Source organism: Peptacetobacter hominis (assembly GCF_006861675.1).
GTDB lineage: Bacteria > Bacillota > Clostridia > Peptostreptococcales > Peptostreptococcaceae > Peptacetobacter > Peptacetobacter hominis.
In genome coordinates, this window is record NZ_SGJB01000012.1 from 21,123 (window position 1) to 47,275 (window position 26,153).

Here is a 26,153-nt window from a genome sequence, read left to right on the forward strand (position 1 = left end):
ACTCTGCGGGGAGGACCGTTATATCCTGAAAAGAGAGCTGTAAACACAGCTAACTAGAGTGGTACCGCGGAAACTGCACCTTTCGTCTCTATATTAAAGAGATGAAAGGTTTTTTTATTATCTATTATTATATTTATTTTAAGGAGAAATTATTATGGCTAAGAATGAAAAACAGTTTGTTGAAGAAATTACACCAATGGACGTCGATTTTGCTCAGTGGTATACAGATGTTGTAACAAAAACTGACCTTGTTGACTATGCCCCAGTAAAAGGATTCATGGTTATAAAACCATATGGATACGCATTATGGGAAAAAATACAGGCGTTCTTTGATGCAAAAATAAAAGCTACAGGACATAAAAACTGCTACTTCCCTCTATTAATACCAGAAAGCTTACTTACAAAAGAAGCTGAGCACGTTGAAGGATTTGCTCCAGAGGTTGCCTGGGTAACTCAGGGAGGAAACAAAACTTTAGAAGAAAGACTTTGTGTAAGACCTACTTCTGAGACAATAATATGTACAATGTACGCTAAATGGTTAAAATCATACAGAGAACTTCCATACCTATACAACCAGTGGTGTTCAGTTGTAAGATGGGAAAAAACAACTAGACCTTTCCTAAGAACTTCTGAATTCTTATGGCAGGAAGGACATACTCTACATGAAACATATGAAGAGGCAGAAAAGGAAACTCTAGATATACTTCAGATGTACAAAGAAGTATGCGAAGATCTTCTTGCAATGCCTGTTATAGATGGACAGAAATCAGAAAGTGAAAAATTCGCGGGTGGAGAAAGAACTTATACAATAGAGGCAATGATGCACGATGGTAAAGCTCTTCAGTCAGGAACAAGCCACTTCCTTGGACAGCACTTCACTAAAGCATTTGATATAACATTCTCAGACAGAGAAGGAAATCTTGCAAACCCATACCATACTTCTTGGGGTATATCAACTAGACTTATAGGTGGACTTATAATGACTCACTCTGACAACAGAGGTCTTGTACTTCCTCCAAGAATAGCTCCAACTCAGGTTGTTATAGTTCCAATAGCTGCAAACAAAGGTGGAGTTATGGAAAAAGTTGACGAGATATACGCTCAGTTAAAAGAAAGAGGAATATCAGTAGAGGTTGATGACAGACCAAACTACTCTCCAGGATACAAATTCAATGACTGGGAAATGAAAGGTGTTCCAGTAAGAATAGAAATAGGACCAAAAGATATAGAAAACAACCATGCTCTAGTATTCAGAAGAGATACTCTTGTTAAAGAGGCATACTCTTTAGAAGGATTAACAGATTCTATAGCAGACCTTCTTGAAAGAATGCACTACGATATGCTTGAAAAAGCAAGAGCTCACAGAGAATCTAGAACTTCTGTTGCAAAAGATATGACTGAATTCAAAAAAGCATTAGAAGAAAAACCAGGATTCATAAAAGCTATGTGGTGTGGATGCCCAGAATGTGAAGCTAAGATAAAAGCTGAAACAGCTGCAACTATAAGATGTATACCTTTCGAGCAGGAAGACCTTGGAACTAACAAGTGTGTATACTGCGGAAAAGAAGCAAAAGACATGGTTATAATAGCCAAAGCATATTAATACCGGCAGATAACCGGGTATAATACAGATAAGTCTGCCTTTATGGCAGACTTATTTATTTGTTGTAAATATAAAATAGAGAATTAAAATAATACTCCTTTAAAAAAGGAATAAAAACGTTTTCGACGAAAGCTTTATAAAGAGACATATTATCATAAAAATGACTCAAAACAGATTAAGGAGACGATCGATATGAGAATGTCAAAAATGTTTATACCAACCATGAGGGAAATTCCATCAGATGCAGAAATAACAAGTCATCAGTTAATGGTAAGATCAGGGATGATAAAAAGAACTGCAACAGGAATATATAATCAGCTTCCTCTTGGTATGAGAGTTCAAAATAGAATAGAAAGTATAATAAGAGAAGAACTTGAGAATGTAGACTATCAGGAAATGCTTTGTTCAGCTCTTATACCCTCAGAATTATGGCAGGAATCCGGAAGATGGACAAGAAGAGGAGCAGAGATGTTCAAACTTAAGGACAGAAGGGGAAGAGAATATTGTCTTGGACCAACTCATGAGGAGGTATTCACAGATATAGTGAGACAGGAAGTTAGTTCATATAAACAACTTCCAATAAGACTTTTCCAGATACAAAGTAAATATAGAGATGAAAGAAAGCCAAGGTTTGGTGTAATAAGAACAAAGTCATTTACAATGGTAGATGCATATAGTTTTGACCTTACAAAAGAAGAAATGGACAAATCATATAAAGAAATGAAGAAAGTGTTCAGTAGAATACTTGATAGATGTGGGCTTGAATATATAACAGTTGAAGCAGATTCAGGGATAGATGGCTCTCCTGCTTCTATAGAGTTTATGATTCAGTCTGAAATTGGAGCTGATGAAATCGCTATATGTACAGAATGTGACTATTCAGCAAATCTTGAAAGAGCACACTGCTTTGATAGACATTTTGAAAATGAAGAAATAAAGCCGATTGAAGAAGTATATACTCCTGATGCGGGAACAATAAAAGACCTTGAAGTATTCTTTGGAAAAGATGCATCAGGATTTGCGAAAACTCTTATATATGAAGCTGATGACAAAAGAATTGCGGTAATAGTAAGAGGAGATAGAGCTGTAAACGAAATAAAGGTCAAAAACTTCATAGGAGATGTGGAATCATTTACTCTTGCAACAGATGATACGGTAAGAGAAGTAACAGGAGCAGAGGTTGGATTCGCAGGTCCTATTGGAATAAAGGCGGATAGAATACTTGTAGACAGCGAGGTCGCATCTGCTTCAAATATGATTGCCGGCGCAAATAAAACCGGATACCATATAAAAAATGTAAATTTCAAAAGAGACTTTGATGGAGAAGTTGGAGATTTTAAAACAGTTTCGAATGGAGATAGATGTCCTATATGTGGTGCTCCTATGAAAATAAGAAGAGGTATGGAGATTGCCCATATATTTGAGCCTGGATATAAATTTTCCGAGAAAATGAATGCAACATATAAAGCGGAAAATGGAAAAACAGAGTATATACACATGGGATGCTATGAAATAGGAACAGAAAGGCTTACAGCTGCACTTATAGAACAGAATAATGATGACAGTGGAATAGTATGGCCTATGAGCGTTGCTCCATTTAAAGTTGTTGTAGTTCCTGTAAATCTTAAAAATGAAGATGTAGTACATACAGCTGAAAACATATATATGAAATTAAAAGAAGTTATAGGAAATGATGTGCTTATAGATGATAGAACTGGAAGCGCTGGTGTTAAGTTCAAAGATTCAGATCTTATAGGAATTCCGATAAGAATAACAGTTGGAAGAGATCTTAGAGATGGTCTTGTAGAGATGAAACTTAGAGACAGTGACGAAAGAGAATTAATATCTGTAAGTAGTGTAGTGGAAGTAGTGAGAGATAAAATATCAGAACTTAGATAGAGTCGGTAATCTGTGAAAATCCGGATTGCTTGCTTCTATTAAACAAAGTGGCTGTTGCAATTATTTGCAGCAGCTGTTTTGATTATACGGAAATAGATACACATCGAAAGTTTATAACACCCTCTAATGGCAATTTATGTTATAATAAACTGTATAATAATGAGGTTTTCAGCATATTTGCTGAGTTAATTTAAATTTTAGGAGGAAAAAAATGAGCAATATAAGAGTAAGATTTGCACCAAGCCCTACTGGATTTGTGCATATAGGAAGTCTTAGAACTGCCCTATATAACTATCTTTTCGCTAAAAATCAGGGTGGAGAGTATATACTTAGAGTAGAGGATACAGACAGAACAAGACTTGTGGATGGAGCAATAGAAAACATGCTTAACGCCATGAAATGGGCTGGAGTAAACCATACAGAAGGTGTTATGCTTGATGAAAACGGAAATGTAACTCAGAAGGGTGAGTACGGTCCATATATACAGTCAGAAAGACTTGATATATATCAGAAATATATACAGGAACTTCTTGACAGCGGTAAGGCATACTACTGCTTCTGTACAAAAGAAAGACTTGATGAAGTAAGAGAAAAACAGAAAGAAGCTGGGGAAACTCCAAGATACGACGGACACTGTAGAGATCTTACAAAAGAGGAAATACAGGAAAAAATAGATGCAGGAATACCATATGTTATAAGACTTAGACTTCCTGAAGACTATACAATAAAATTCACAGACCTTGTAAGAGGTGATATGGAATTCAACACAAACGATCTTGATGATCAGGTGCTTATAAAAACTGATGGATTCCCTACATATCATTTTGCTGTTGTTGTAGACGACCATCTTATGAAAATAACTCACATAATAAGAGGTGAAGAGTGGGTATCTTCAACTCCTAAACACGTATATCTATACGAAGCATTTGGATGGGAGAAACCTGTATTCGTACACCTTCCAAACATACTTAATACAGAAAAGAAAAAATTAAGTAAGAGACATGGAGATGTTGCAGTAGAAGACTTCAAGAAAAAAGGATACCTTCCAGAAGGTCTTGTAAACTACGTTGCACTTGTAGGTTGGTCTCCAGAGGACAACCAGGAGATATTCTCTATGGAAGAGCTTGAAAAAGCATTCTCAATAGAGAGAGTATCAAAAAGCGGTGGAGTATTCGATACAGAAAAATTAAACTGGGTAAACCATCACTATATGAAAGAAGCAGACAATAGTCTTCTTGCAGAACTTGCTATGCCATTCCTTGTTGAAGCAGGATACATAAAAGAAGAAGAAAAAGAAGCTAAAATGCCTTTAGTTGAGAAAATAGTTGACGCTCTAAAAGAGAAGTTAAGCTATGTAAAAGAAATAACTGATCATGTTTCTATATTCTTCGGTGATGAAGTTGAAATAGAAACAGAGGAAGGAAGAGAATTCCTTAACCTTGAGCATATACCAACTCTATGCGATGCACTTATAGAAAAAATAGGTGCTGCGGAAAGTTTTGATGCAGACAGCAATGCTGCAATACTAAAATCTATACAGAAAGAGTACAAGATAAAAGGTAAGAATCTTTTCATGGGATCAAGAATACTTCTTACAGGACAGATGCACGGTCCGGATATTCCAAAAGTAATGGAAGTTCTTGGAAAAGAAACTTGTATAAAAAGACTAGAAAATATAAAAACAAATGTTCTTTAATTATATTAGAGCTACTGTAATTATACGGTAGCTCTTTTTTCATTTAAAGATGAAAAAGCAGTATTGGAATAATATATATCATACTGTAGAATAAAACCATGAGAAATATATTTATAATAAATCCGAAAGCGGGGAGAGGACTTGCCCCAAAATTGATAGAAGAAATAAACTCTATGAAAAATACACATAATATAGAGATATATACGACAAAAAACGTACTGGATGCAAAATATTATACAGAAAAAGTATGCAGGGAAAGCACCGAAAAACTCAGAATATACGCGTGTGGAGGGGACGGAACATTAAATGAGGTTGTAAATGGTGCATACGGATATCACAATGTTGAAATAGGATGTATACCTATGGGAAGTGGAAATGACTTTATAAGAAATTTTGGAGAAGCGAATATTTTCAGAGATATAAAGTCTCAGCTTGATGGAGAAAGTATAGACTGCGACCTTATAAAATATACATCAGATAAAAATAATGGATATTTTGTCAATATGTGTAACATAGGGTTTGACAGCAATGTAGTAGAAGCGACTGCATATATGAAGAGAATTCCTTTTGTGCATGGAAGTTTTGCATATATGCTAGGGATAATATCGACCCTTATAAAGAAAAAGGGAGCTAATCTTTCTATAGTAACAGACAGAACCAATGATGTATATGAGGGGAAACTTCTTATGGCAACCGTTGCAAATGGAATGTATTGTGGTGGAGGAATTAAAGGAGTTCCGAGAGCTCTGGTTGACGACGGATTAATAGATCTCAGTATAATTAAAACCTGTTCAAGAATGAGATTTATAAAGTTGTTTTCAAGCTATAAAAAAGGAGTTCATCTGGAGCTTGATGAAGCAAAGGATCTTATCATATATAGAAAGGAAAAACATATAAGTATAAAATCCGAAAAAAGTGATTTAACTGTGTGTTTTGATGGAGAACTTGAAAAAATCCGAGAAATTGAATTTGATATAATAAAAAATGCAATGAAATTTATAATTCCAAAATAATCAGTCATAAAAGTGTTAGAAAGTATCAATAAATGGCTATAATAAGATTAATATACATGTTATATCTGTAAAATTTGACGATTATACATTATAATATAAATATATAACTTATTGTAATTTACAAATAACTACAGCTGAAATTATTATTTTATGGAGGTGTGAGAAATGAAGGTATATAATACACTTACAAAGCAGAAAGAGGAATTTGTACCTCTTGAAGAAGGAAAGGTAAAAATGTATGTCTGCGGGCCTACAGTGTACAACTATATACATATAGGTAATGCAAGACCTTTTATAATATTCGATACATTAAGAAGATATCTTGAATACAGAGGGTACGACGTAACATATGTACAGAACTTCACAGATGTTGACGACAAGATAATAAAAAGAAGTCACGAAGAGGGAATAACTCCTGAAGAAGTTGCACAGAAATACATAAAAGAGTACTTTGTAGACTGTGACGGACTTGGAATAAAGAGAGCTACAGTACATCCTCAGGTTACTGACAATATAGAGCAGATAATAGAGTTCATAAAAGAACTTGAAGATAAGGGATATGCTTATGCAGTAAACGGAGATGTTTATTTCGATACAAGAAAATTCGAGGGATACGGAAAACTTTCTGGACAGAACATAGATGATCTTGAAGCAGGTGCAAGAATAGAAGTAAACGAGCAGAAAAAACATCCGATGGATTTCGTTTTATGGAAAGCCAAAAAAGAAGGAGAACCTGGATGGCAGAGTCCATGGGGAGAAGGTAGACCTGGATGGCATATAGAGTGTTCTGTAATGTCTAAGAGATACCTTGGTGAGAGCATAGATATACACGCCGGTGGTATAGACCTTACATTCCCTCACCACGAAAACGAAATAGCACAGAGTGAAGCCAGAAGTGGAAAGAAATTTGCAAACTACTGGATGCACAATGGATATATAAACGTAAACAACGAGAAGATGAGTAAATCAAAAGGAAACTTCTTCACTGTAAGAGATATATCAGAAAAATACGATCTTGAAATAGTGAGATTCTTCCTTCTATCAGCTCAGTACAGAAACCCTGTAAACTTCAGTGACGAACTATTAATGCAGGCTGGAGCTGGTCTTGATAGACTTTACAATACAAAAGAAAAACTTGAATTCACTCTTGAGCATTTAACTGGTGAAATGACTGAAGATGAGAAAAAACTTATACCTGAATTAGATGGATTCAGAGACAGATTTATAGAGGTTATGGACGACGACTTAAATACAGCAGATGCAGTAACAGCTATATTTGAGCTTGCTAAATTTATAAACCTTAATGTAGATGAAAACTCATCAAAAGAATTTGCACAGAAATGCCTTGACGAGTTTGTAGAGCTTACAGGAGTTCTTAATATAGTAAGCAAAAAGAGAAATGACTCTGTAGATGCTGAAGTTGAAGAGTTAATAGCTCAGAGAACAGAGGCTAAAAAGAACAAGGACTTCGCAAAAGCTGATGCTATAAGACAGCAGCTTCTTGATATGGGAATAGTACTTGAAGATACAAGACAGGGTGTAAAATGGAAAAGAGTGTAAAAATGGAAAAAAGTGAACTTATAACCATGTCTCCACTGGTACTTGCCTACCTTGGTGACACGGTTTACGAATCATATATAAGAGAGTATCTGATAAACAGATGCTGCCATGAGAGAGTAAACTCTCTTCACAAACAGGCTATAAAGTATGTAAATGCAAAAGCTCAGGCGAGTGTTATACATGCAATAGAAAGTGATCTTACAGAAGAAGAGATGAGAATATTCAAAAGGGGTAGAAATCAGAAATCAAATACTGCTCCAAAGAATATGGATATAGTGGATTATAGATATGCTACAGGCTTTGAGGCTCTTATAGGTTATCTTTATCTGGATAAACAGATAGATAGATTAGAGGAGATTATAAGCAGGGGTATAGGTATAATTGAATCAGAAATGTAATCTATGGGTGCCAATCGCAAGGTTGGCGCCTTTTTGTTTTGAGGAAATAATATCGATAGGTTATAATAAAACTAAACATAAGTAAGGACATTTTTATTTTATGGTGGAGGTAGTGCTGTATGTTTAGAGTTGTTATATGCGAAGATGAGGATATACATAGAAAAATTCTCAGCGATTATGTGATAAAGATATTTAAAGAAATCAACGCGGAAATAGAGCTTATGGAATTTGAATCGGGTGATGAAATTCTGTCATCTGATATTGAATTTAAAAGCGTTGATATATTTCTTCTGGATATTCAAATGGATGGAATCGATGGTATGGAACTTGCGAAAAATATAAGGTCTAAAAGCGATTCATCTGAGATAATATTTATAACTTCTTTAATAAATTATATTCAGGATGGATATATAGTTAGAGCATATAGATATCTACTGAAGCCACTGGAATACGAGGAACTGAAAAAACATCTATTCAGCTGCATATCGGACATAAGAAGTAGAAGAGAAAACTATATAATTATAGAAAATAAAGGCATTATACACAAAGTACTGATAAAAGATATAATGTACATCGATGTTATAAAAAAGGATTTGAGTATATATACACAGGAAAATATCTATCATAGCAAAAATAGTCTGGACAGGATGGAAAAGGAACTGGAAAAGTATAATTTTTATAGATGCCACAAAAGTTATCTGGTAAATCTTGAGTATATAGATACAATAAAAGGAAATACCGTATTTATAGGAGATTATCAGATACCTGTAAGCAAATACCGAATATCAAATCTAAAGAAAAAGATCACGATAATGTTAGGTGATGTTATATGTTAGAGAATAATATATTTTGGATTGTACGGTGTATTATTGCTACGGCTATAGAGTGGACGGTATTTGGATTTTTGATAGATGGAATAAGTGAAAGAAAAAGAAGCAAAACATTGTTAAATATAAGTGTTTTATTTTCAGTTTGTATATCTGTTTTTATTAAGAATATAAGCAGAGATATAAATATAAATCTTGCAGCGTATATATTGATGGGTTTGATAATCTATTCAATTAACTACAGGACGCCAAAGTTAGAATGTATTTTTATAAGTCTGTTGTATTGGGTGATGGCAGTTGGACTTGATATTGCAGGAACTGGTATAGTTGTATTTATAAATGATATACGAGATATGTCGGTTTTAAATACGGATATTTTTTATAATCTGGAGATAATGGTCATTTCTAAACCGTTTCTAATATTACTGTCTCCTATAGTCAAAACACTTAAAATAGATATTTCAATCCGGAAAAAAGACTTTCTACTATTGAGTATTCCAATAGTCGCAAATGTAGCAGGTATAACATTTATTTTTGGATATATTCTAAAAGATAGAAATATAAACAGCCTGGATCAGATTTTCACACTGACTATATCGACTGCGTTTCTATTTTCAAATGTAGCTTTAATGGGAATTATAGCGAGAATAATGAAAGAGGAAAAGATTAGAAGCGAGTACGAGATAATAAAGGAAAAGATAAACGCTCAACATAAATACTATCTAAGTATGAAGGAATCACAGGATAAAATAAAAAGGCTGTATCACGATATGAACAACCATATAATGTGTATTCAGAATATATACGGTGAAAATGAGCAGGCAAATAGATATATTCGGGATATAAAGAAAAAGATAGAAGATTGTAGATATACGATAGATAGTGGAAATATGATACTGGACATTATCTTGAAGGAAAAGAAAGATATATGTGATAAAAATAATATAGATATAATTATAGATATAAATTTTTCTAACTGTGATTTTATTGATTCAGCGGACGTATGCAGTATATTTTCAAATATGCTCGATAATGCGATAGAGGCGTGTATGAAAATAGATTATAAAGATAAAAAAAGAAAGATAGTGCTTAGAGGAACAACCGTAAAAAAGATGTTTGTTATCAGGTGTGAAAATACAAAGGTAAATAACATCAAATCTATCGGAGGAAGATTGGTTACAGATAAAAAAGATTCTTTTGTACATGGAATAGGAATACACAGTATAAAGAGTTCTGTGGAAAATTACGATGGAAATGTGGAAATTATTTCTGATGAAGATATTTTCAGGATGCTTATATACATACCTTTATGTTAATTGTCCAGTTGGGTAGCTAAGATGCCCAGTTGGGGTAAATGTATTGAGAATACCTGGAAATAGTGATATTTTGTAAGTATAAAGAATCAGCTGATTACAGAAAGGGTGATGATTTATGCTAGACGAAAGAAAAAAATATTCATACAGATGTGGATTAATACTGATAGGCGTAACAATATTCGTCTACCTTGGAAAGTATATGATTAATATATCTGGAAATGTTAATGTGGATAATAAAATCACTCTATATACGGGGTTGATTTTTATTATACTTGGTGTAATATATACCTTTATGGAGCGGAAGATGAATTTACCATTTTACTACAGCATAAATCAACATGGAGACGTAAATTCATATGTAATACTTGGTATAGGAATTGCATTGATAACAAATACATGGGTGTCTATGCTGATAGTGGCTGTTGTATTTGCTGTGTTGGCTGTAGGTATAAGGTATTTTTTCACTCCACATGATGAAAAATAGTGAAACTGATAAGGTTGCAAAAATTTACTGATAAAAAACTATAGAATATATAGCTGTTTTGAATAAGGATACCGCTGCTGTGGTATCCTTATTTTTGTCTATATGATATAATAAAAAATGGACAATTATACATATAAAAAGAAATGAGTTGATGAAATGAAAGTAAAATTAATAGCATATACGCCAGAGCCTGAAAAGGTAGTATCAATGGCGGCAAAACTTTGCTACTCAAAGGTAGGAGTAGATGGAATAGAGGAGAATCTGACAGAAGAAAAAATACAGAACTTCCTTAAAATGCTTACAGATATAGGGCATGAATCGCCTCTTGAGCATGTATCATTTACATTTGCTGTGGAGGGAATATCAAGAGCATGTTCACATCAGATAGTGAGACACAGAATAGCGAGCTATTCTCAGCAGTCTCAGAGATATGTAAAGCTTGATCAGTTCGAGTATATACTTCCTCCGGAGATAGAAAAATGTGAAGAGGCAAAGAAAATATTCATAGAGGCTATGGAAAGAGATCAGAAAGACTACGATAGAATAGTTGATATCCTTTCAAAGAAACATTTTGAAGAATTTACAAAAGCTGGTAAATCTGAAAAAGAGGCCAAAAGACTTGCAGAGAAAAAAGCTATAGAGGATGCGAGATATGTATTCCCTAACGCATGTGAGACAAAGATAGTTATGACTATGAATACAAGAAGTCTATACAATTTCTTCCACCACAGATGCTGTGAAAGAGCTCAGTGGGAGATAAGAGAACTTGCAGTACGGATGCTTGCGGAAGTCAAAAAAGTAGCTCCTATAATGTTCTCAGGATGCGGGCCAAAATGTATAAAAGGGACATGTCCAGAAGGAAATATGACTTGCGGGAAAATAACAGAGATAAGAGAAAAATTCAAAAATTTATAGAAAAGAGGTGCTGAAATGGCAGTAGTTGAGGGTAGAAATCCCGTTATAGAATGTATAAAAAGCGGAAAACATATAGATAAGATAATGGTATCCAATTCTGCAAAAGAAGGTTCTATAAAGAAAATAATTGCAATGGCAAAAGAAAATAAAATAGTAATACAGTATGTTGATAGACATAAGCTTGATGAAATGGCGCAGAGTCATTCACATCAGGGGGTAATAGCATGTATAGGAGATTATAAGTATTACGATATAGAAGAAATAGTGGCAAATGTAAAGGCAAAGGGAGAGGAACCTTTTATAATAATACTTGATGAAATAACAGATCCTCACAATTTAGGTTCTATAATAAGAACAGCAGATGCAGTAGGTGCTCATGCGGTTGTTATACCAAAGAGAAGATCTGTTGATATAACGCCGGTTGTTGCAAAAGCATCTGCCGGAGCTGTCGAGTATGTTCCTGTCTGCAAGGTGACAAATATAGTCAATACAATCAAAATGCTTAAAGATGAGGGGCTTTGGATAGCAGCTGCCGATATGGACGGAGAAACATTCTACAGACAGAATCTTACAGGCCCTATAGGTGTGGTTATAGGAAGTGAGGGATTTGGTATATCAAGACTTGTAAAACAGAACTGTGATTTTGTTGTAAGTATGCCGATGATAGGAAATGTAACATCTCTTAATGCATCGGTTGCAGGAGGGATACTTCTTTATGAAGTATTCAGACAGAGATTGTCTGGGAAATAATTATGAAACTTAGAAAAGCAAAAAAGAAAAAAATACTGATTGTAGATGGGTACAATATAATAAATGGCTGGGAAGAGCTGGCCAGAATTTCAAAGGATGATCTGGAAACATCAAGAGAAAAACTTATTGACTATATGATAGAGTATTCAAAATATACAGGGGAAAAAACGGTTATAGTATTTGATGCATATAATGTAAAAAATTCATCTGGAAGTACAGAAAAAAGAAGTGATACAGTCTCGATTGTGTATACAAGGGAAAATCAGACAGCAGACAGTTATATAGAAAAATATATAGCAGAACTTGATGATAGACACAATACTGAGATAAGGGTTGCAACCAGTGATTTTGCTGAACAGCAGATTGTTCTTGGAAAAGGTGGATCGAGAGTATCTGCAAGAGAAATGTATCTGGATGTTATGCAGGCAAAGGAAAAAATCGGAAGAAAAAAATCCACACATGGAAAAACGGTGCAGAGAAACTCGATTATAGATCATATAGATGAAGATACTTTCAACAAGCTTGAAAGTATAAGAAGAAAATAAATTCGGGTACTGTGTTATTTTAGAGGGGGAAAATTAATGGAATCTGCAGACGGGAAAAAGGAAAAAACTATTTATGAAAGTTATGCTGAGGAAGTGGAACTTATAAAGCAGGCTCAGCGGGGAAACTATGAGGCTCTCGAGGAACTTATGATAAGATACAAAAATTTTGTAAAATCAAAATCCAGAATGTATTTTCTTGTCGGAGCTGACAGAGAGGATATTATACAGGAGGGTATGATAGGTCTTTTCAAGGCCATCAGAGATTTTGATGAGAGCAAGACAAGTTCATTCAGAAGTTTTGCGGAGATATGTATAACCAGACAGATAATAACAGCAATAAAGACAGCTACGAGACAGAAACATATACCTCTAAACAACTATGTATCCCTAAGCAAGCCTATATATGATGAGGAGTCCGAAAGAACACTTCTTGATATAATAACGGCGAGTATGGTAAGCAATCCGGAAGAACTTATTATAAGTAAAGAAGAGATAAAAGATATTGAGAAGAAAATAAATGAACTTCTCAGCAAACTGGAGCAGGAAGTGCTTACATTATATCTCAATGGAAAATCATATCAGGAAATCGCGGAAAGAATAGGCAGAGATGTCAAATCAATAGACAATGCGCTTCAGAGAGTCAAGAAAAAATTAGAGAAACATCTTGAAAATGTAAATGATTAATAGTAAAATACAAGTCATAGACATATTGCTATGCAATAAAATAAATAATATTACTCAGGGAGGATTTTAAAATGGCAAAAGCTAAATTTGAAAGAAATAAACCTCATGTTAATATAGGTACTATAGGACACGTTGACCACGGTAAAACTACATTAACAGCAGCAATAACAAAAACATTATTCGACAGATATCAGTTAGGAGAAGCAGTAGACTTCGCTAACATAGATAAAGCACCAGAAGAGAGAGAAAGAGGAATCACAATATCAACAGCACACGTTGAGTACGAAACTCCAAACAGACACTACGCACACGTTGACTGCCCAGGACACGCAGACTACGTTAAGAACATGATAACAGGAGCAGCTCAGATGGACGGTGCGATACTAGTTGTATCAGCAACAGATGGACCAATGCCACAGACAAGAGAGCACATACTTCTATCAAGACAGGTTGGTGTACCATACATAGTAGTATTCCTAAACAAATGTGATATGGTAGACGACGAAGAGCTTCTTGAATTAGTTGAAATGGAAGTAAGAGAATTATTAAACGAGTATGAATTCCCAGGAGATGACACTCCAATAGTAAGAGGATCAGCATTAAAAGCATTAGAAGATCCATCAAGCGAGTGGGGAGATAAAATAGTAGAATTCTTCGAAATGATAGACGAATACATACCAGCTCCAGAGAGAGATGTAGACAAAGACTTCCTAATGCCAGTAGAGGACGTATTCTCTATAACAGGTAGAGGAACAGTTGCAACAGGAAGAGTTGAAAGAGGAGTACTAAAAGTACAGGACGAAGTTGAACTAGTAGGACTTTCAGACGAGCCAAGAAAAGTAGTAGTAACAGGAGTAGAGATGTTCAGAAAACTACTAGATCAGGCAGAAGCAGGAGACAACATAGGAGCACTTCTAAGAGGTGTACAGAGAAACGAAATAGAAAGAGGACAGGTATTAGCTAAGCCGGGAACAGTAAACGCACACACTAAGTTCACAGCTGAGATATACGTTCTTAAGAAAGAAGAGGGAGGAAGACACACTCCATTCTTCGATGGATACAGACCACAGTTCTACTTCAGAACAACAGACGTAACAGGAGAATGTAAATTACCAGAAGGAATAGAAATGGTAATGCCAGGAGACAACGTAACAATAGAAGTTGACTTAATAAACTCTATATGTGTAGAGGAAGGATTAAGATTCGCCATAAGAGAAGGTGGAAGAACAGTAGCTTCTGGAGTTGTTGCATCTATAATAGAATAATAACTTGAAGTTTATATATTAGAGAGACCTTTTATAGGTCTCTCTTTTTTGCACAAAGAGATTTTTGAAAAGTCAAAAACAAAAAATCAAAAACAAAAACATTGACATATACGGTAGCTTTGTGGTAATTTATACAGAGTAATGTTTATGGAAGGTAATAATATTTCAGCAACATCGAAATATTATATTCAATATATATAAAACTATCAAAGTGAGGTGTATTAAATGAGAGTAAAAGTTACTTTAGCATGTACAGAGTGCAAACAGAGAAACTACAATACTACTAAAAATAAGAAAAACAATCCAGACAGAATAGAATTAAAGAAATACTGCAAATTCTGCAAAAAGCACACTCTACACAAAGAAACTAAGTAATAATTTAGTGTTGCTTTAAAGGGGTGAAAGCTATGTCAGACGAAAAGCAGACTAAAAAGAAAAGAATAGGTCTGATAGGTTACCTTAAAGAGACAAAAGCTGAGCTTGGAAGGGTAACATGGCCAACTGGAAAAGAACTTTTCAGAAACACAGGTGTGGTTTTAACCGTGGTTATATTTTCTACTTTAGCGGTTTGGGGTATAGACACACTTTTATCAGGTGGACTTGCCTTACTGGTAAAGTAAAGTAAAGGAGACTAGATTATGTCAGAAGTACAGGAACCAAAATGGTACGTTGTTCATACATATTCAGGACACGAGAACAAAGTTAAAGCTACAATAGAAAAGGCTGTTGTAACAAGAGGTATGGAAAATATCATAACTCAGGTTATAGTGCCTACTGAAGATGTAGTTGAGACTACTTCAACTGGAAAAGAAAAAGTAAGACAGCGTAAAGTTTATCCAAGTTATGTATTAATAAAAATGATTATAACAGATGAATCATGGTACGTAGTAAGAAACACAAAAGGAGTTACCGGATTCGTTGGTCCTGGATCAAAACCTGTACCACTAAGCGAAGCAGAGGTTGCTGCTATGGGAATAGAGCTTCCTGAAAATAATATCGTAAGTGGCGACGTGGATCTTGAACCTGGCGACGTTGTTAAAATCATAAGAGGCTCTTTTGCAGACAGTGTAGGAACTGTAGAAGAGGTAAATAAAGAAAAAAGAGAAGCAAAAATATTAACAGAAATATTCGGTAGAAAGTCCCCGGTAACAATAGGGATTGAAAGTATAGAGAAATTATAGGGAGGTGCACTTTAAATGGCTAAAAAAGTTATAGGTCAGATAAAATTACAGATACCTGCTGGAAAAGCTACACCAGCACCACCAGTTGGTCCAGCTTTAGGACAGCATGGTGTAAATATAATGGGATTCACTAAGGAGTTTAACGCAAAAACTGCAGATCAGGCTGGAATGATAATACCAGTTGTTATAACAGTATATCAGGATAGATCTTTCAGTTTCATAACTAAAACTCCACCAGCAGCAGTTCTTATAAAGAAAGCTTGTAATCTAAAATCAGCTTCTGGAGAACCAAACAAGAAGAAAGTTGCTAAAATAACAAAAGCACAGGTTAAAGAAATAGCTGAATTAAAAATGCCTGACTTAAACGCTGCAAGCGTAGAAGCTGCTATGAGCATGATAGCTGGTACAGCTAGAAGTATGGGTGTAGAAGTTGTTGACTAATCAACAGCCACATATTTTAAACTAATTAATAAGAAATAGAACACTTTGTTTTATATAAAGTGGGAGGTCTAAAAAACCGAAATTACCACGAGGAGGAAATTAATAATGGCTAAAAAAGGTAAAAGATACACAAACGCATTAAGCAAAATAGACAGAACTAATTTATACGATGCTTCTCAGGCTCTTTCACTAGTATGTGAAGTAGCAGAAGCTAAATTTGATGAAACAGTTGAGGCACACATAAGATTAGGTGTTGACTCAAGACACGCTGACCAGCAGGTTAGAGGTGCTGTTGTACTACCACACGGTACTGGTAAAACTAAGAGAGTTCTTGTTTTCGCTAAAGGAGAAAAAGCTAAAGAAGCTGAAGCTGCAGGAGCAGATTTCGTAGGTGCTGAAGAGCTAGTTCAGAAAATACAGGGTGAAAACTGGTTTGAATTTGATATAGTTGTTGCTACTCCAGATATGATGGGTGTAGTTGGTAGATTAGGTAGAGTATTAGGACCAAAAGGATTAATGCCAAACCCTAAATCAGGAACTGTTACTTTCGACGTAACAAAAGCTGTTAACGAAATAAAAGCAGGTAAAGTTGAGTACAGACTTGACAAAACTAACATAATACACGTTCCAGTAGGTAAAGTTTCTTTCGGTGGAGAAAAACTTGCTGAAAACTTTGCAGTATTAATGGAAGCTATAATAAAAGCTAAGCCATCTGCAGCAAAAGGACAGTACCTAAGAAGCATAACTGTTGCTTCATCAATGGGACCTGGAGTTAAAGTTAACCCTGCAAGAGTTGCTGAATAATAAAAAACTGTTGACACAGTAAGGTATCTGTGATAATATATCAGATGTTGATGTAAAAATGAATAGATTTGCCGTAGACAGTGGGTGCGCAAGCTTAATATTCCCACCGAGGTTTTAGATATATAACGAATCTTCAAGCCTCTTTGTCTGTGATAAAGAGGCTTTTTAAGTTATACGGTGAATGAAATATAACTTTTGACAAGGAGGTGCCATATTAATGAAAAAAGCTTTAGAAGTTAAATCATTAGTTGTTTCTGAAATAGTAGAAAAATTAAAAAATTCTTCTTCTGCAGTTGTAGTTGACTACAAAGGATTAACAGTTGCTGAAGTTACAGAATTAAGAAAAGTGATGAGAGAAGCAGGTGTTGATTATAAGGTATACAAAAATACTTTAGTAAGAAGAGCCGCTAAAGAAGTTGGAATAGAGCAGTTCAACGATGAATTACTAGTAGGAACTAACGCTATAGCATTCGGATACGATGATCCAGTTGCTCCAGCTAGAATACTTAAAAAATTCATAGAAACTCATCCAAAAATGCAGTTAAAAATGGGTATAGTTGAAGGTGAATTCTATGACGAAGCAAAAGTTATGGAACTTGCAAACATACCATCAAGAGAAGAGCTTATTGCAAAACTACTTGGAAGCTTAAAAGCTCCAGTATCAAACTTTGTATACTTAATAGATGCAATAGCAAAGAAGAAACAGGAAGAAGAAGCTTAATAGCTGCCTGAACCTGAACAAATTAAACTAAAAATAATTTAAGAAAAAAATTCGGAGGTGCTTAAAATGACAATAGAACAGATATTAGAAGCTATAGAAAATATGAAAGTTTTAGAATTAAATGAATTAGTTGAAGCTGCAGAAGAAAAATTCGGTGTTTCTGCTTCAGCTCCAGTTATGGTTGCTGGTGCAGCTGCTGGTGGAGCTGCTGCTGAAGAAAAAACTGAATTTGATGTTGTATTAGCAGATGCTGGTTCATCAAAAATAGGTGTTATAAAAGTTGTTAGAGAAATAACTGGATTAGGATTAAAAGAAGCTAAAGAATTAGTTGACAACGCTCCAAAAGCAGTTAAAGAAGGAGCTTCTAAAGAAGAAGCAGATCAGATAAAAGAAAAACTTGAAGCTGCTGGTGCAAAAGTAGAAGTTAAATAATTATATTTGACAGTTTGATATTCAGACAAGATAGGGTGTTCAATAGAACACCCTTTTTAATTGTAAAAACAACTTTGAACGGCAATAGACAAAAATGTGAAATAAAAAAGAAATATCATCTGTTAAATATTCTCTGAATGAGTTATTATATAGATAGGAACATTAAAATGGGCGTATTTTCAATATGTACGGAATAAAAAAGTATTGAAAAAACCATGAAAATGTGATAAAATCATTAGATGCGTTATACAATGAACTTTAGATATGAGAGGTGAAGAGTGAAATGCCACATCCTGTCACGATAGGTAAAAGAAAGAGAATGAGCTTTTCCAAAATAAAGGAAATAGCTGACGTACCAAACCTTATAGAAATCCAGGTGGATTCTTATAAGTGGTTTTTAGAAGAAGGATTAAAAGAAGTTTTTGACGATATTTCACCAATAGAGGATTACACAGGTAATCTTATACTGGAATTTGTCGACTACTCTCTTGACGAAAATCCAAAATATGATATAGAAGAATGTAAGGAAAGAGATGCAACATATTGTGCACCTCTAAAAGTTAAAGTTAGACTTATAAATAAAGAAACGGGCGAAATAAAAGAACAGGAAGTCTTCATGGGTGACTTCCCGCTTATGACAGAAAGAGGAACTTTCGTTATAAATGGAGCGGAAAGGGTTATTGTCAGCCAGCTTGTAAGATCTCCGGGAGTTTATTACGCTTTAGAAAGAGATAAAACAGGTAAAAAACTGATATCATCTACAGTTATACCAAACAGAGGAGCATGGCTTGAATATGAGACAGACTCTAATGATGTTATATCTGTAAGAGTTGACAGAACAAGAAAACAGCCTGTAACAGTTCTACTTAGAGCGCTTGGAATAGGAACTGATGCAGAAATAATAAACCTTTTAGGAGAAGATGAAAGACTTTCAGCTACTCTTGAAAAGGATAATACTTCTACAGTTGAAGAAGGTCTTGTTGAAATATACAAAAAACTTAGACCAGGTGAGCCTCCTACAGTAGAAAGTGCATCTTCTCTACTTAATGCATTATTCTTTGATCCAAAGAGATACGATCTTGCAAAAGTAGGTAGATACAAATTCAACAAAAAACTTGCTTTATGCTACAGAATAATGAACAGAGTGGCATCAAGAGACGTTGTTGATACTGAGACAGGTGAAGTGTATGTAAATGCAGGAGATACAATATCTCTTGAAACTGCAAAGAAAATACAGAATGCAGGTATAAACGTTGTACATATACTTGTAAATGATGAGAAAGAAGTAAAAGTAATAGGTAACAACTTTGTTGATATAGAAGCCCATGTGGGATTTGATATATCTGACCTTAATATAAAAGAAAAAGTACATTATCCTACATTAAAGGAAATACTTGACAGCTATGATGATGAAGAAGAAATAAAAGAAGCTATAAAATCAAGAATAAGAGAACTTATTCCTAAACACATACTTCTTGACGATATAATTGCGTCTATAAGCTACGAGTTCAACTTATTCTACGGAATAGGTAACATAGATGATATAGACCACCTTGGAAACAGAAGAATAAGATCAGTAGGTGAACTTCTTCAGAACCAGGTGAGAATAGGTCTTTCAAGAATGGAAAGAGTTATAAAAGAGAGAATGACTGTTCAGGATATGGAAGCCATAACTCCTCAGGCTCTTGTAAATATAAGACCTGTTTCTGCAGCAATAAAAGAATTCTTCGGAAGCTCTCAGCTTTCACAGTTCATGGACCAGACAAACCCTCTATCAGAGCTTACTCATAAGAGAAGATTATCTGCTCTTGGACCAGGAGGTCTTTCAAGAGAGAGAGCGGGATTCGAAGTCCGTGACGTTCATCACTCACATTACGGAAGAATGTGTCCGATAGAGACTCCAGAGGGACCAAACATCGGTCTTATCAACTCTCTTGGTACATATGCAAAAGTAAATGAGTATGGATTTATAGAGTCTCCATACAGAAAATATGACAAGGAAACAGGTAGAGTAACAGATGAGATACATTATCTTACTGCAGATGAAGAAGACCTTTTTGTAAGAGCGCAGGCAAACGAACCTCTTACAGAAGACGGTAAATTTGTAAACAGCAGAGTAACATGTAGAACTGTAAACGGTGCTCTTGAGCTTCTTTCAGCTGATAGAGTAGACTACATGGACATATCTCCTAAACAGGTTGTATCTGTTGCGACTGCAATGATACCATTCCTTGAAAATGACGACGCCAACCGTGCGCTTATGGGATCAAACATGCAGCGTCAGGCAGTTCCTCTAGTGAGAAGAGAAGCTCCTATAATAGGAACAGGAATAGAGTACAGAGCAGCTAAAGACTCTGGAGCTGTTGTTGTTGCTAAAAACAGCGGTATAGTTGACAGAGTTTCAGCTGATGAAATAGTAATAAAAAGAGAAGATGGAAACAAAGATAAGTACAAGCTTCTTAAATTCAAACGTTCAAATGCAGGTACTTGTATAAACCAGACTCCTATAGTGGACAAAGGTGAAGAAGTAAAGGCAGGAGACGTTATAGCAGACGGACCAGCTACAGACCTTGGGGAAATAGCACTTGGTAGAAACTGCTTTATAGCATTCATGACTTGGGAAGGTTACAACTACGAGGACGCCGTTTTAATAAACGAAAGACTTGTAAGAGAAGACAGACTTTCTACTATACATATAGAAGAGTATGAATGTGAAGCCAGAGATACAAAACTTGGACCAGAAGAAATAACAAGAGATATACCGAACGTTGGGGAAAGTGCAATCAAGAACCTTGACGACAGAGGTATCATAAGAATAGGTGCAGAGGTTGACTCTGGAGATATACTTGTAGGTAAGGTAACTCCAAAAGGAGAAACTGAACTTACTGCAGAAGAAAGACTTCTTAGAGCTATATTCGGTGAAAAAGCCAGAGAGGTAAGAGATACTTCACTTAAAGTACCTCATGGAGAATCTGGTATAATCGTCGATGTAAAAGTATTTACAAGAGAAAACGGAGATGATTTATCTCCTGGTGTAAATGAGCTTGTAAGATGTTACATAGCTAAGAAGAGAAAGATAAAAGTCGGAGATAAAATGGCCGGACGTCATGGTAATAAAGGGGTTATCTCAAGAGTATTACCTGAAGAGGATATGCCATTTATGGAAGACGGAACTCCTATGGATATAGTTCTTAACCCACAGGGGGTACCATCTCGTATGAACATCGGACAGGTTCTTGAGGTTCACCTTGGTCTTGCGGCTAAGAAATTAGGATGGTATGTTGCAACTTCAGTATTCGATGGTGCAAACGAGTACGATATAATGGATGCTCTTGAAGAAGCAGGATACCCAAGAGATGGAAAACTTACACTGTTCGATGGTAGAACAGGAGATACTTTCGACAATAGAATAACTGTTGGATACATGTACTATCTGAAACTTCATCACCTTGTTGATGACAAGCTTCATGCAAGAAGTACAGGTCCTTACTCACTAGTAACTCAGCAGCCTCTAGGAGGTAAGGCTCAGTTCGGTGGACAGAGATTCGGAGAGATGGAGGTTTGGGCTCTTGAAGCATACGGAGCAGCTCACATCCTTCAGGAAATACTGACAGTTAAATCAGATGACGTTGTAGGTCGTGTAAGAACTTATGAAGCTATAGTTAAAGGTGAAAATATACCTGAGCCAGGTATACCAGAATCATTCAAGGTTCTTATAAAAGAACTTCAGTCATTATGTCTTGATGTCAAGGTTCTTTCTGATGAAGATCAGGAAATAGAAGTAAAAGAATCTGTTGACTATGAAGATGATGGAAATGTTACAAACTTTGAACTTGATGTAGTACCAGATGATATAGAAGATACACATGTCATAGAAGAGCTTGAAGATGAATTTGCAGAAGACGAAGAAGTGGATTTCGACGGATTCTCAGAAGACTTTGAAGATGACGATATGAACTATGATGAAGATGATTTCGATTTATAAAAATCGGATAGAAAAGTAAAAAATACGAAAATCTCAAATAGAAGGGAGAGAACTCCTTGTTTGAACTAAACAATTTCGAGTCGATAAAAATAGGATTAGCTTCTCCAGAGAAAATAAGACAGTGGTCTAGAGGAGAAGTAAAAAAACCGGAAACTATAAACTACCGTACTCTTAAACCTGAAAAGGACGGGCTTTTCTGTGAAAGAATTTTCGGGCCTCAGAAAGACTGGGAGTGTCACTGTGGTAAATACAGAAGAGTAAGATATAAAGGTGTTGTATGTGATAGATGTGGTGTTGAAGTAACAAAGTCTAAGGTAAGAAGAGAAAGAATGGGACATATAGAGCTTGCAGCTCCTATGTCTCATATCTGGTACTTCAAAGGTATACCAAGTAGAATGGGTCTTTTACTTGATATGTCTCCTAGATCTCTTGAGAAAGTTCTTTACTTTGCATCATACGTTGTAATAGACCCAAAAGAAACTGGACTTACAGAAAAACAGCTTCTAACTGAAAAAGAATACAGAGATGCTGTTGATAACTACGGATATGGAACATTTGAAGTAGGAATGGGTGCAGAAGCAGTTAAAAAACTTCTTCAGAACATAGACCTTGAGCAGCAGAGCAAAGAGCTTAGAGCTGACCTTAAGGACAGTACTGGACAGAAGAGAATAAGAACAATAAGAAGACTGGAAGTAGTTGAGGCATTCAGAAAATCAGGAAATAAACCTGAGTGGATGATACTTGATGCAATCCCTGTTATACCACCGGATCTTAGACCTATGGTTCAGCTTGACGGTGGAAGATTTGCAACTTCAGACCTTAACGATCTTTACAGAAGAGTTATAAACAGAAACAACAGATTAAAGAGACTTCTTGAATTAGGAGCTCCTGACATAATCGTAAGAAACGAAAAGAGAATGCTTCAGGAAGCAGTAGATGCCCTAATAGACAACGGAAGAAGAGGAAGACCTGTAACAGGTCCTGGTAACAGACCTCTTAAATCTTTATCTGACATGCTTAAAGGAAAACAGGGACGTTTCAGACAGAACCTTCTTGGTAAACGTGTTGACTACTCTGGACGTTCTGTTATAGTTGTTGGACCAGAACTTAAATTCTATCAGTGTGGTCTACCTAAGAAAATGGCACTTGAATTATTCAAACCTTTCGTTATGGATAAACTTGTTGAAGAGGGATACGCTCACAACATAAAGAGTGCAAAAACAATAGTTGAAAAAGTAAAAACAGAGGTATGGGATGTTCTTGAAGAGGTTATAAAGAGCCATCCAGTTCTTCTTAACCGTGCCCCTACTCTACATAGACTTGGAATACAGGCATTTGAACCGGTATTAGTTGAAGGTAAGGCTATAAAACTTCATCCACTTGTATGTACTGCATACAATGCGGACTTCGACGGAGACCAGATGGCCGTTCACGTTCCACTATCAGTAGAGGCTCAGGCAGAGGCAAGATTCCTTATGCTTTCTGTAAACAATATACTTGCACCTAAAGATGGTTCTCCAATAACAACTCCATCTCAGGATATGGTTCTTGGAAGTTACTATCTTACAATAGAAGCACAGGAAGGTGCAAAGGGTACTGGAATGGTATTCAAGGATTACAATGAGTTATTACTTGCATACTACAACAAGGCAGTAGAACTTCATGCACTTGTAAAATGCAGAAAAGTACTTCCTGATGGAAGAAGTGCTCTTGTTGAAAGTACAGTAGGTAGATTCATATTCAATGAAAAAATACCTCAGGACCTTGGATTTGTAGACAGAGAAAAAGATCCGTTCAGCCTTGAAATAGACGAGGTTGTAACTAAAAAATATCTTGGTAAGATAATAGACAAATGTTTCAGAAAACATGAAAACACTGTAACAGCTGAACTTCTTGACTATGTAAAAGGACTTGGATTCAAGTACTCTACAGTAGGTGGTATAACTGTTGCCGTTGCGGATATGGCTATACCTAAGGAAAAAGAAGAATACATAGCTAATGCTGAAAAAGAAGTTGACAGACTTGAAAAAGCATACAGAAGAGGTCTTATATCTGACGACGAAAGATATGAAAAAGTTATTGCTACATGGACAGAAACCACTGACAAGGTTACAAATGCACTTATGGATAACCTTGACAGACTTAACAATATATTCATAATGGCACACTCAGGAGCCAGAGGTTCTAAAAACCAGATAAGACAGCTTGCAGGTATGCGTGGACTTATGGCCAATGCATCTGGTAAAACTGTCGAAATACCGGTTAAATCAAACTTCCGTGAGGGTCTATCAGTGTTAGAGTACTTCACATCTGCTCACGGTGCCAGAAAAGGTCTTGCCGATACAGCTCTTCGTACAGCCGACTCAGGTTACCTTACAAGAAGACTTGTCGATGTCAGCCAGGACGTTATAGTAAGAGATGTAGACTGTGGAACTACAGAAACTACAGAAATACTTGCTATAAAAGACGGAAATGAAGTAATAGAGGAAATATACGACAGAATAGTTGGTAGATATACTATAGATCCAATAGTACATCCGGAAACAGGAGAAGTTCTTGTACCAGCTGACTCTATGATAAAAGAGGCTGCAGCAGAAAAAATAGTTGAAGCCGGAATAGAAAAAGTAAACATAAGAACAGTTCTTAACTGTAAGACAAAACATGGTGTCTGCTCAAAATGTTACGGTAGAAACCTTGCTACAGGAAAAGAAGTTAATATAGGTGAAGCGATAGGAATCATCGCTGCACAGTCTATCGGTGAGCCGGGTACACAGCTTACAATGCGTACATTCCATACAGGAGGAGTTGCCGGTGGAGATATCACGCAGGGTCTTCCAAGGGTTGAAGAGCTTTTCGAAGCCAGAAAACCAAAAGGACTTGCAATAATAACAGAAGTTTCAGGACAGGTAAGAGTTGATGAAACAGGAAAGAGAAAAGAAGTTACTGTAATACCGGCAGAAGGTGAAGCTCAGGTTTACCAGATACCATATGGTTCAAGACTTAGAGTAAGAGATGGACAGATAGTAGAAGCTGGAGATCCTATAACTCAGGGTTCTATAAACCCTCACGATATAGTAAGAGTAAAAGGAATCGGAGGAGTTCAGGACTATATAGTTAAGGAAGTACAGAGAGTCTACAGACTTCAGGGGGTTGATATCAACGATAAACATATCGAGGTTATCGTAAGACAGATGCTTTCTAAAGTTAAGGTAGAGGATCCGGGAGATACAGATTTACTTCCAGGAGGATATGAAGATGTACTTGTATTTGATAAGTGCAACGAAGAAGCAATAGCTCAGGGATTAAGACCTGCAGTTGCTAAGAGAGTTCTTCTTGGTATAACTAAAGCATCTCTTGCTACAGAGTCATTCCTATCAGCTGCATCATTCCAGGAAACTACAAGAGTTCTTACTGAAGCTGCTATAAAAGGTAAAGAGGATCACCTAATAGGACTAAAAGAAAATGTTATATTAGGAAAACTTATACCAGCAGGAACAGGAATGAAGAAATATAGAAATATAGCTGTTGAAAAAATAGAAGAATAATAGTTCAAATTGTAAAATTTCTAGTGTTGACAACGGTTATGTTAGATGATAAAATAATAAAAGTGTGATTTAAAAGTACACTAAGGGTC

23 protein-coding genes and 2 other annotated features (1 of these 25 only partly in view) are annotated in these 26,153 nt (G+C 35.7%); all 23 genes read left to right on the plus strand.

The genetic code is table 11. The annotated features are described in order from the left end of the window. Positions 1 to 93: a binding site (T-box leader), on the plus strand (it extends 112 nt beyond the left edge of the window). A gap of 61 nt (positions 94 to 154) precedes the next feature. The 23 genes from proS to rpoC all read left to right on the plus strand — a co-directional run bounded on the left by proS (position 155) and on the right by rpoC (position 26,064). Continuing rightward, positions 155 to 1,603 (plus strand): proline--tRNA ligase, encoded by a 1,449-nt coding sequence (proS, locus tag EXD82_RS07240; protein ID WP_142536252.1) that lies wholly within the window; start codon positions 155 to 157, stop codon positions 1,601 to 1,603. A 192-nt stretch (positions 1,604 to 1,795) separates the two neighbouring features. Beyond that, entirely contained in the window at positions 1,796 to 3,502 is a 1,707-nt protein-coding gene (locus tag EXD82_RS07245) for a proline--tRNA ligase (protein ID WP_142536253.1), read from the plus strand. 211 nt (positions 3,503 to 3,713) lie between these two features. Beyond that, positions 3,714 to 5,198: a glutamate--tRNA ligase gene (gene gltX / locus EXD82_RS07250; RefSeq protein WP_142536254.1), complete on the plus strand. Its 1,485-nt coding sequence runs from the start codon at positions 3,714 to 3,716 to the stop codon at positions 5,196 to 5,198. Positions 5,199 to 5,296: 98 nt separating this feature from the next. Then, positions 5,297 to 6,211, plus strand: a complete 915-nt coding sequence (locus EXD82_RS07255) for a diacylglycerol/lipid kinase family protein (protein WP_142536255.1) — start codon at positions 5,297 to 5,299, stop codon at positions 6,209 to 6,211. A gap of 165 nt (positions 6,212 to 6,376) precedes the next feature. After that, positions 6,377 to 7,771, plus strand: coding sequence for a cysteine--tRNA ligase (cysS, locus tag EXD82_RS07260; protein ID WP_142536256.1), 1,395 nt, complete (start codon positions 6,377 to 6,379; stop codon positions 7,769 to 7,771). After that, positions 7,756 to 8,169, plus strand: a complete 414-nt coding sequence (locus tag EXD82_RS07265; protein WP_174919191.1) for a Mini-ribonuclease 3 — start codon at positions 7,756 to 7,758, stop codon at positions 8,167 to 8,169. The genes cysS and EXD82_RS07265 overlap by 16 nt, the downstream gene beginning before the upstream one ends. A 119-nt stretch (positions 8,170 to 8,288) precedes the next feature. Further along, on the plus strand, positions 8,289 to 9,005 hold the full coding sequence (locus EXD82_RS07270) for a LytR/AlgR family response regulator transcription factor (RefSeq protein ID WP_142536257.1): 717 nt from the start codon (positions 8,289 to 8,291) through the stop codon (positions 9,003 to 9,005). After that, a complete protein-coding gene (locus tag EXD82_RS07275) occupies positions 8,999 to 10,312 on the plus strand; it encodes an ATP-binding protein (protein WP_142536258.1) in 1,314 nt (437 codons plus the stop codon). The genes EXD82_RS07270 and EXD82_RS07275 overlap by 7 nt, the downstream gene beginning before the upstream one ends. A gap of 115 nt (positions 10,313 to 10,427) precedes the next feature. After that, entirely contained in the window at positions 10,428 to 10,796 is a 369-nt protein-coding gene (locus EXD82_RS07280; RefSeq protein WP_142536259.1) for a hypothetical protein, read from the plus strand. Between the two features lie 156 nt (positions 10,797 to 10,952). Next, positions 10,953 to 11,711, plus strand: a complete 759-nt coding sequence (gene thyX, locus EXD82_RS07285; RefSeq protein ID WP_142536260.1) for an FAD-dependent thymidylate synthase — start codon at positions 10,953 to 10,955, stop codon at positions 11,709 to 11,711. Between the two features lie 15 nt (positions 11,712 to 11,726). Next, a complete protein-coding gene (rlmB, locus tag EXD82_RS07290; RefSeq protein ID WP_142536261.1) occupies positions 11,727 to 12,461 on the plus strand; it encodes a 23S rRNA (guanosine(2251)-2'-O)-methyltransferase RlmB in 735 nt (244 codons plus the stop codon). 2 nt (positions 12,462 to 12,463) lie between these two features. After that, entirely contained in the window at positions 12,464 to 13,006 is a 543-nt protein-coding gene (locus tag EXD82_RS07295) for an NYN domain-containing protein (RefSeq protein WP_142536262.1), read from the plus strand. A 36-nt stretch (positions 13,007 to 13,042) separates the two neighbouring features. Then, positions 13,043 to 13,690, plus strand: coding sequence for an RNA polymerase sporulation sigma factor SigH (gene sigH / locus EXD82_RS07300; protein WP_142536263.1), 648 nt, complete (start codon positions 13,043 to 13,045; stop codon positions 13,688 to 13,690). 71 nt (positions 13,691 to 13,761) lie between these two features. Next, a complete protein-coding gene (tuf, locus tag EXD82_RS07305) occupies positions 13,762 to 14,955 on the plus strand; it encodes an elongation factor Tu (RefSeq protein ID WP_142536264.1) in 1,194 nt (397 codons plus the stop codon). 225 nt (positions 14,956 to 15,180) lie between these two features. Continuing rightward, positions 15,181 to 15,330 (plus strand): 50S ribosomal protein L33, encoded by a 150-nt coding sequence (gene rpmG, locus EXD82_RS07310; RefSeq protein WP_006440482.1) that lies wholly within the window; start codon positions 15,181 to 15,183, stop codon positions 15,328 to 15,330. Between the two features lie 32 nt (positions 15,331 to 15,362). Beyond that, positions 15,363 to 15,575 carry a preprotein translocase subunit SecE gene (gene secE / locus EXD82_RS07315; RefSeq protein ID WP_142536265.1) on the plus strand — a complete coding sequence of 71 codons (213 nt, stop codon included), beginning with the start codon at positions 15,363 to 15,365 and terminating at the stop codon, positions 15,573 to 15,575. 18 nt (positions 15,576 to 15,593) lie between these two features. Next, positions 15,594 to 16,136 carry a transcription termination/antitermination protein NusG gene (nusG, locus tag EXD82_RS07320; RefSeq protein WP_142536266.1) on the plus strand — a complete coding sequence of 181 codons (543 nt, stop codon included), beginning with the start codon at positions 15,594 to 15,596 and terminating at the stop codon, positions 16,134 to 16,136. Between the two features lie 15 nt (positions 16,137 to 16,151). Then, positions 16,152 to 16,577 carry a 50S ribosomal protein L11 gene (gene rplK, locus EXD82_RS07325; RefSeq protein ID WP_142536267.1) on the plus strand — a complete coding sequence of 142 codons (426 nt, stop codon included), beginning with the start codon at positions 16,152 to 16,154 and terminating at the stop codon, positions 16,575 to 16,577. Between the two features lie 105 nt (positions 16,578 to 16,682). After that, positions 16,683 to 17,381: a 50S ribosomal protein L1 gene (gene rplA / locus EXD82_RS07330; RefSeq protein WP_142536268.1), complete on the plus strand. Its 699-nt coding sequence runs from the start codon at positions 16,683 to 16,685 to the stop codon at positions 17,379 to 17,381. A 53-nt stretch (positions 17,382 to 17,434) separates the two neighbouring features. Continuing rightward, positions 17,435 to 17,558 (plus strand) — a sequence feature (ribosomal protein L10 leader region). A gap of 40 nt (positions 17,559 to 17,598) precedes the next feature. Then, on the plus strand, positions 17,599 to 18,102 hold the full coding sequence (gene rplJ / locus EXD82_RS07335; protein WP_142536269.1) for a 50S ribosomal protein L10: 504 nt from the start codon (positions 17,599 to 17,601) through the stop codon (positions 18,100 to 18,102). A gap of 66 nt (positions 18,103 to 18,168) precedes the next feature. Further along, the gene (gene rplL / locus EXD82_RS07340; RefSeq protein ID WP_142536270.1) at positions 18,169 to 18,534 is read left to right on the plus strand and encodes a 50S ribosomal protein L7/L12; all 366 of its coding nucleotides are present in this window, start codon (positions 18,169 to 18,171) and stop codon (positions 18,532 to 18,534) included. Between the two features lie 283 nt (positions 18,535 to 18,817). After that, positions 18,818 to 22,519, plus strand: a complete 3,702-nt coding sequence (gene rpoB / locus EXD82_RS07345; protein ID WP_142536271.1) for a DNA-directed RNA polymerase subunit beta — start codon at positions 18,818 to 18,820, stop codon at positions 22,517 to 22,519. Positions 22,520 to 22,575: 56 nt separating this feature from the next. Continuing rightward, positions 22,576 to 26,064: a DNA-directed RNA polymerase subunit beta' gene (rpoC, locus tag EXD82_RS07350; protein WP_142536272.1), complete on the plus strand. Its 3,489-nt coding sequence runs from the start codon at positions 22,576 to 22,578 to the stop codon at positions 26,062 to 26,064. Positions 26,065 to 26,153: the final 89 nt, after the last annotated feature.

Excerpts from the sequence above, each read along its gene's own strand:
- proS (WP_142536252.1), top strand. The coding sequence starts at position 155 with ATGGCTAAGAATGAAAAACAGTTTGTTGAAGAAATTACACCAATGGAC.
- EXD82_RS07245 (WP_142536253.1), top strand. The coding sequence starts at position 1,796 with ATGAGAATGTCAAAAATGTTTATACCAACCATGAGGGAAATTCCATCA.
- gltX (WP_142536254.1), top strand. The coding sequence starts at position 3,714 with ATGAGCAATATAAGAGTAAGATTTGCACCAAGCCCTACTGGATTTGTG.
- EXD82_RS07255 (WP_142536255.1), top strand. The coding sequence starts at position 5,297 with ATGAGAAATATATTTATAATAAATCCGAAAGCGGGGAGAGGACTTGCC.
- cysS (WP_142536256.1), top strand. The coding sequence starts at position 6,377 with ATGAAGGTATATAATACACTTACAAAGCAGAAAGAGGAATTTGTACCT.
- EXD82_RS07265 (WP_174919191.1), top strand. The coding sequence starts at position 7,756 with ATGGAAAAGAGTGTAAAAATGGAAAAAAGTGAACTTATAACCATGTCT.
- EXD82_RS07270 (WP_142536257.1), top strand. The coding sequence starts at position 8,289 with ATGTTTAGAGTTGTTATATGCGAAGATGAGGATATACATAGAAAAATT.
- EXD82_RS07275 (WP_142536258.1), top strand. The coding sequence starts at position 8,999 with ATGTTAGAGAATAATATATTTTGGATTGTACGGTGTATTATTGCTACG.
- EXD82_RS07280 (WP_142536259.1), top strand. The coding sequence starts at position 10,428 with ATGCTAGACGAAAGAAAAAAATATTCATACAGATGTGGATTAATACTG.
- thyX (WP_142536260.1), top strand. The coding sequence starts at position 10,953 with ATGAAAGTAAAATTAATAGCATATACGCCAGAGCCTGAAAAGGTAGTA.
- rlmB (WP_142536261.1), top strand. The coding sequence starts at position 11,727 with ATGGCAGTAGTTGAGGGTAGAAATCCCGTTATAGAATGTATAAAAAGC.
- EXD82_RS07295 (WP_142536262.1), top strand. The coding sequence starts at position 12,464 with ATGAAACTTAGAAAAGCAAAAAAGAAAAAAATACTGATTGTAGATGGG.
- sigH (WP_142536263.1), top strand. The coding sequence starts at position 13,043 with ATGGAATCTGCAGACGGGAAAAAGGAAAAAACTATTTATGAAAGTTAT.
- tuf (WP_142536264.1), top strand. The coding sequence starts at position 13,762 with ATGGCAAAAGCTAAATTTGAAAGAAATAAACCTCATGTTAATATAGGT.
- rpmG (WP_006440482.1), top strand. The coding sequence starts at position 15,181 with ATGAGAGTAAAAGTTACTTTAGCATGTACAGAGTGCAAACAGAGAAAC.
- secE (WP_142536265.1), top strand. The coding sequence starts at position 15,363 with ATGTCAGACGAAAAGCAGACTAAAAAGAAAAGAATAGGTCTGATAGGT.
- nusG (WP_142536266.1), top strand. The coding sequence starts at position 15,594 with ATGTCAGAAGTACAGGAACCAAAATGGTACGTTGTTCATACATATTCA.
- rplK (WP_142536267.1), top strand. The coding sequence starts at position 16,152 with ATGGCTAAAAAAGTTATAGGTCAGATAAAATTACAGATACCTGCTGGA.
- rplA (WP_142536268.1), top strand. The coding sequence starts at position 16,683 with ATGGCTAAAAAAGGTAAAAGATACACAAACGCATTAAGCAAAATAGAC.
- rplJ (WP_142536269.1), top strand. The coding sequence starts at position 17,599 with ATGAAAAAAGCTTTAGAAGTTAAATCATTAGTTGTTTCTGAAATAGTA.
- rplL (WP_142536270.1), top strand. The coding sequence starts at position 18,169 with ATGACAATAGAACAGATATTAGAAGCTATAGAAAATATGAAAGTTTTA.
- rpoB (WP_142536271.1), top strand. The coding sequence starts at position 18,818 with ATGCCACATCCTGTCACGATAGGTAAAAGAAAGAGAATGAGCTTTTCC.